Here is a 6,375-nt window from a genome sequence, read left to right on the forward strand (position 1 = left end):
ATGGTTTTGCCACTTTCAGAGACTGAAAGAGCTGTATCAGAAAAGCAGAAAAAATTATTTTTATGGGATTTTTTATGCAAAGGATTGAAACTTCTTATTTCAGTTTTTATCACATTGCTTGGGTTGGTGACGATCACTTTTTTTCTTGGTCATCTTCTTCCTCTAGATCCGGTTCTGTCTATTCTTGGTGATAATATCAGTCAGGAAGCTTATGATGCAATGTATTATAAGCTGGGTCTTGATAAGCCGTTGATTGTCCAATATTGGAAGTATCTTCATAATGTATTTTTGTTTGACTTTGGAGATGCTTTAACTTCTGGGCGACCTGTTCTAGCCGATATTATGCGTGTGTTTCCTGCAACATTAGAGCTTGCAACCGTTGCTATTGTTATTGGCACAAGTCTTGGAATTCCATTTGGTGTTTTTGCAGCAATGTATCGCGATTCATTTATTGATTATGTTGTCCGTGTTTTTACACTTGTAAGTTATTCTACTCCAACATTTTGGCTCGGATTAATGGCGTTGTTAATATTTTACGCCAAGCTTGGCTGGGTTGGTGGCCCAGGACGACTTGATTTTCTTTATGAATATTCTTTTGAACCAAAAACAGGATTTTTCCTTTGGGATACTGCAAGCCAAGGACAATGGCAGGCTTTTGGTAATGTTTTTAGTCACGTTATTATGCCTGCTTTGATCTTGGCTTTCGGTGCTATGGCTTATATTAGCCGTATGACTCGTGGGTTTATGATTGAGCAGCTTAATCAGGAATATATCATTACTGCACGTGTAAAGGGATTATCGTGGGCGCGAACCGTTTGGGGGCATGCCTTTCGAAATGCTGCTGTTCAAATTATTACCGTTGTTGCACTTTCTTATGCTTTTTTATTAGAAGGGGCTGTTTTAACGGAGACAGTTTTTGCTTGGCCTGGTTTTGGACATTACTTGACAAATGCTCTTTTAGCCGGAGATATGAATGCAGTTGTAGGATGTACTTTACTTGTAGGATTTATCTTTGTCGCCATTAATTTATTTTCTGATTTGCTTTATCGCATTTTTGATCCAAGGACACGTTGAATATGACAGTAAGTAATCATCATAAATCGCAATCATCATCTTCTTTGGGTAGTTGGTTAAACGATCCTGTTCCAAACTCCATAATTCAAGCGAACATACAAAGAATTTATCACGCACTGGCTAAGTTTTTTCATAACTTTTCGGCTGTATTCGGTCTGCTTATTATTTGTATTATTATCATATGTGCATTTTTTGCTCCTTGGATTGCTACGCATGATTTTCTTAGCAATGATCTGGGGCATCGGTTGCAGCCACCCTCTATGGCGCATTATTTTGGAACAGATGAATTGGGACGTGATATTTTTAGTCGCCTTGTTTTTGGTTCCCGTATTACTCTTTATGTTGTTTTTCTTACAACAGTTATTGTAGGTCCAATAGGGCTTATTGTTGGAACTGTATCTGGTTATATGGGCGGATGGGTTGATACTGTGCTCATGCGCATTGTCGATATTTTTCTTGCTTTTCCAGGTTTGATTTTAGCTCTTGCATTTTCAGCCGCATTGGGACCAGGGATTGAAAATGCTTCTATTGCAATTTCAATTGCAGCATGGCCACCAATTGCACGTTTAGCACGTGCTGAGACTTTGACAATACGTTCTTCTGATTATGTTTCTGTAGTTCGCCTGCAAGGGGCCTCTGCTTGGCGAATTATTTTGTTTCATGTTGCGCCCATGTGTATTCCTTCAGTGATTGTACGATTAACTTTGGATATGTCTGGAATTATTTTAACGGCTGCTGGTCTTGGTTTTTTAGGGTTGGGAGCTCAACTTCCAAGTCCTGAATGGGGTGCGATGCTTTCTTCAGGGCGGGAATTTATGATGACAAATTGGTGGTTGGCGGCAATACCAGGCTGTGCAATATTATTTGCAAGTCTTGCTTTCAACCTTTTAGGTGATGGTCTTCGTGATGTATTGGATCCACGCAATGGGTAATAAATTATTAGAAGTAGAAGATTTACGTATTTCTTTTCCTACAACGCGCGGCATTTCAGAAGTTGTGCGTGGCGTTAGTTTTTCTGTTGGAAAAGAAAAAATTGGAATTGTTGGTGAATCCGGATCTGGAAAATCGATGACTGGGCGCGCAATACTAAGATTGAGTCCAAAAGCAGCCATTGTTAAAGCTAAAAAAATGCGCTTTGAGGATGTTGATTTATTGGCCGCAAGTGAACCTCAGATGCGAAAAATCCGTGGGAAACGTATTTCAATGATTTTACAGGATCCCAAATATTCACTTAATCCATTAATACGGATCGGGGAACAGATTATGGAGGCTTACCGTATTCATTACCGTGTTTCAAAAGCTGAAGCGAGGGAGCGCACCATATCTATGTTAGAATCTGTTCATATTCGTGATCCTGAACATGTGATGCGTCTCTTTCCTCATGAAATATCTGGGGGGATGGGGCAGCGCGTGATGATTGCAATGATGCTCATTCCAAAACCTGATTTAATTATTGCTGATGAGCCAACATCTGCACTTGATATTACGGTCAGACGACAAGTTTTATCTGTATTAGATGAACTTGTGACAAAATCTGGAACGGGACTTATTTTCATTAGTCATGATTTAAATATGATTGCTGATTTTTGTGATCGTATTTTGGTGATGTATGCGGGCCGTGTCTTAGAAGAGTTGCCTGCTTCTGATTTGTCTCACGCTTGTCATCCTTATACAAAGGCGTTGCTCGCGAGTTTGCCACGGCTTGATAATCCAGTTGATATTTTGGCTGTTCCTGAGCGTGATCCTGATTGGTTGTATAATCCTACGATTGTTAATGGCGTTGAGGAGGTTCCTCATGACAAATTGTGAGAATATTATTGATGTTTCTAATTTATCTGTAACTTTTGGGCACAGGCATAAGGCAGTAACAGTTGTTAAAAATGTTAATTTTCATATTAAGCGTGGTGAAGCTTATGGTTTGATTGGTGAATCCGGATGTGGAAAGTCAACTATTTTGAATACATTGGTGGGGCTTATTCCAGATTATAGTGGAAAATTCCTTTTTGCTGGACAAGAAGTTGAAAAGAAAAGAAGTAAGGATTTTTTACGCTGTATTCAAATGGTTTTTCAAGATCCTTATGCTTCGCTGCATCCAAGAAAAATGGTCCATACGGTTCTTTCTGAATCGCTCAAAATCCATGGAATGGATAATCAAAGAGAGCGGGTGGAGGATGCTTTAGATTCCGTTGGTTTAGATTCTTCATTTCTTTATCGTTATCCTCATGAGTTGTCTGGAGGGCAGCGTCAGCGTATTGCTCTTGCACGTGCTTTAATTATTGAGCCAGAGGTGTTGTTGCTTGATGAGCCAACATCTGCATTGGATGTGTCGGTACAGGCTGAAATTTTAAACTTGTTGAAATCACTGCGCGTGAGAAAAAAGCTTACTTATTTAATGGTATCCCATGATCTTGCTGTTGTTGCACATATTTGTGAACGTGTTGGAATTATGCATAAAGGGATTATTCTTGAAGAGCTTAGCAATGATGAATTGCGTAATCTACATGCGCAACACGATTATACAAAGGAGTTTTTTGAAGCAAGTATAGAGCCTATTGTCCATAGAGAGCAAAGAGCATGATCAATTTTACAGAAGAGAAAATGCAATTTTATTTGTTTTGAAGTTTCTGGAGATGTTTGGCGGCATTGTTAAGAGGGAAGGGGATAATAGGATTTTTTCAGTATGAATTTTCTGGGCAGTGTTTGAGCTGTAATATTTTAAATCCTATTAGAACTTCCATTTTGAAATATATGAGTGACTTATAACATACATCCCTTTGTTTGATATTATTGCATTATTTTTTACTTATCATTTTATGTTCAAAAGTTTTATTTTGGAATTTTAAGCATTAAATTCGTGAGAAATAACAAACGATAGTAATGTTGTATTTTCTAGAAAAGCTTCTCATTATTTTACAATATCATTTTGTTTTTGGTTGTTCTCTTTTTTACAGTTTTATTCTTTATAAAAAGAATTTTTTGTAAAAAACATCCAATGGTCAATGACTGTCTTCAAATATTTCGCTGTTCTCTATTTAAAAAAGCGCTTAAAAACAGCTTATAATAAACCAAAAAGGCAGCAATATGCTGCCTTTTTGTTAAATTGAATAGGCTATTTTTACAGTCTTGATTTAAAACTGATAGAGTATTCCTCCTGAAAAGCTTGCACCACTTATACCAGTTTTTGAAGCTTTTGTTGATAGCTGACATCACCATGAAGGGAGAGGTTAGCGGACAATTGTGGGCCACCTTCAACGAAACTTCCCGAGGGGTCACATTTATAATACTTATCAATATGGAATGTCTGATCATCACCAAAGGTTTTGATTAAGTTTACTTTTCCATAGAAAGACATAGGACGGCTGTTTTCAGTGGCAATGGTTTTTGTCAAACGTCCACCAACACGGGATTATCCATTGAGAAGGATTTTGCATCTTAATGGTCAGATTATCAGCATCTTTAATGGTATCAAACATCAAATGTTGATAGGCAAGCTGTGCCTGCGGTTCGAATGTTACGCCTTGGATACCCGTTGCAAATTGTTTGCTAACAGTTGTGGAGATCGCCAACATTTTTGCATTTTTCAATTTTGTGGTTGTACTAATGAGGGCATTGGTGATCTTTCCCTTTAGGAAGACATAGGATAACAGCGTATCAAGATAGAAACTACTTGTCATGTTGTATGGTTCCATAGGTTGTGAGTAACCATTTTTCCACAGTACTCTTATTTGCATCTTGCATATCTTTTGGGGTGAAAGAGAGTTGCCCGTAGGTTCGGACAAGACCCAAATGTGTTGTAGATATTTTTTCCTTCTGCACGACAAGGTTAATAGCTCCTTGTAGAACAGCATAGTGAAGATTAGCACTGCTATAACCATATCTACTAGAAGTACTTTATCCAATGGCGCCTTTACGCTTATAGCAAAAAGTCATGATCCGTCATTGGGGCAAGTTGCTCTGGTTTTAAATGGTGAAGACGGTGTTCTCAAAAGTGGTGGCGCTTTTGTTTTAACCGCAGATGTTTTGGACAATGCCGGCAGTATTGGCTCAAGTGGTGATGGGGTTGCGCTCAATGTGAGCGCTGATCTGAGTAATAGTGGGCTGATTTATGCCAAGAAATCTGCCATTTTCTCCGTGGATGGGGATTTTATCACTAAGTTTGCCGATGTCATTGCTGAAGACAATCTTATCATCCTTTGTTTAAGTGGAGAGCGGGCTGGTCATGTGATCAACAGCTCGGGTCTTTTAGAAGCCGTGTCAGGCGATATGATCTTCGATGTCTCAGCGCTTACCAACATGCGCGAAGGTGGGGTTGAAGTTAGCGATAAAGTGATTTCTCACAGTTACGTGCGAGGAGAATGGGAAAATATCCCAAATGTTGATAAACACACAAGGATCAAGAAAAATATCGACACTACGATCATTCGTCAGCAGCCTCATTTTACCAATAATGCGGCACAGATTTTGGTAGGGCGTCATCTCACGGTCCATGCCGGTGATATCCGCAATAGCTATAGTTTGATTGCTGCTAATGGCAACATTGAGATGCAGGGTGATACGCTGCTCAATGAGGGGCGTGATTTAATTGAAACAACCAAGATTGTAACTGAAACACGCTACAGATATAAGCAATGTAGTGCCACAAATCCAGCATGTATAGGGCAAGGTGCAGAAGAATGGGATGGTCCTACTTTTACCCAAACACTCAAACGCACTTATGATGCTGTTTACGGCACGATTGAAGCTGGTGGCACGCTTGATGCCAAGTTGACAGGCTATATTGACAATCATGCGGTGCGTGAGGGGGTTGAGCAAGTTGGCTTAAGCTCTGGCGATAAAGGTTTGGCTGGTGTTAAAAACACCGATTTTGACGGTTCCAAACCACTGATTAGTGATGATCGATTAGACGGTATTATCAATGGTTTGAAAGGGCACAAAGGGCTTTTTGCACCAAGCACAAAAACACCCGCACCAGAATCCATACAAGTGCCAACGCAAGATGGGCTTAACTCTGTCAAGACAGAATTGGCTCAGACCCAAACACCGGATGTGCCATTTTTAGTCGAGACGCGTCCAGATTTTATCAACCCAAGTAAATTTTTAGGATCGGACTATTACTTAAAAAAGATTGGCAATTATAAGCCTGAGCACGTGTTCAAAAAGTTGGGGGATGCTTATTTTGAATATCGTCTGGTGGGTGAGCAAATCTTTGAACTGACAGGCAATCGCACTCTTCTTGATGTTGAAGATCCCAATGCTCAAATGCAAAGGCTCTATGACAATGCTGTGGAGCAGCAAGATCCC

4 protein-coding genes and 2 pseudogenes are annotated in these 6,375 nt (G+C 39.6%); 5 read left to right on the forward strand and 1 reads right to left on the reverse strand.

The annotated features are described in order from the left end of the window. From ACFIMK_RS03190 to ACFIMK_RS03205, 4 genes are read left to right on the forward strand one after another with little or no spacing between them, the layout of a single operon-like run. Complete coding sequence (locus ACFIMK_RS03190; RefSeq protein WP_375612276.1) at window positions 1-1,074, forward strand: ABC transporter permease; 1,074 nt, start codon at window positions 1-3, stop codon at window positions 1,072-1,074. 2 nt (window positions 1,075-1,076) lie between these two features. Next, window positions 1,077-2,006 (forward strand): ABC transporter permease, encoded by a 930-nt coding sequence (locus ACFIMK_RS03195; protein WP_273790732.1) that lies wholly within the window; start codon window positions 1,077-1,079, stop codon window positions 2,004-2,006. Then, window positions 1,999-2,883, forward strand: coding sequence for an ABC transporter ATP-binding protein (locus ACFIMK_RS03200; RefSeq protein ID WP_273790733.1), 885 nt, complete (start codon window positions 1,999-2,001; stop codon window positions 2,881-2,883). The genes ACFIMK_RS03195 and ACFIMK_RS03200 overlap by 8 nt, the downstream gene beginning before the upstream one ends. Next, the gene (locus ACFIMK_RS03205; RefSeq protein WP_273790734.1) at window positions 2,870-3,652 is read left to right on the forward strand and encodes an ABC transporter ATP-binding protein; all 783 of its coding nucleotides are present in this window, start codon (window positions 2,870-2,872) and stop codon (window positions 3,650-3,652) included. The genes ACFIMK_RS03200 and ACFIMK_RS03205 overlap by 14 nt, the downstream gene beginning before the upstream one ends. A gap of 550 nt (window positions 3,653-4,202) precedes the next feature. Here the strand turns inward: ACFIMK_RS03205 and ACFIMK_RS03210 are convergent. After that, window positions 4,203-4,953: pseudogene (locus ACFIMK_RS03210) on the reverse strand (autotransporter domain-containing protein); the annotation flags it as partial. Between ACFIMK_RS03210 and ACFIMK_RS03215 the strand changes: the two are divergent. Continuing rightward, window positions 4,924-6,375: pseudogene (locus tag ACFIMK_RS03215) on the forward strand (filamentous hemagglutinin); the annotation flags it as partial. The pseudogenes ACFIMK_RS03210 and ACFIMK_RS03215 sit on opposite strands and share 30 nt — an antisense overlap.

This window comes from Bartonella sp. AP280QHHD (assembly GCF_042196125.1).
Lineage (GTDB): Bacteria > Pseudomonadota > Alphaproteobacteria > Rhizobiales > Rhizobiaceae > Bartonella.

Coding starts and splice junctions, on each gene's coding strand:
- ACFIMK_RS03195 (WP_273790732.1), top strand. CDS start 1,077: ATGACAGTAAGTAATCATCATAAATCGCAATCATCATCTTCTTTGGGT.
- ACFIMK_RS03190 (WP_375612276.1), top strand. CDS start 1: ATGGTTTTGCCACTTTCAGAGACTGAAAGAGCTGTATCAGAAAAGCAG.
- ACFIMK_RS03205 (WP_273790734.1), top strand. CDS start 2,870: ATGACAAATTGTGAGAATATTATTGATGTTTCTAATTTATCTGTAACT.
- ACFIMK_RS03200 (WP_273790733.1), top strand. CDS start 1,999: ATGGGTAATAAATTATTAGAAGTAGAAGATTTACGTATTTCTTTTCCT.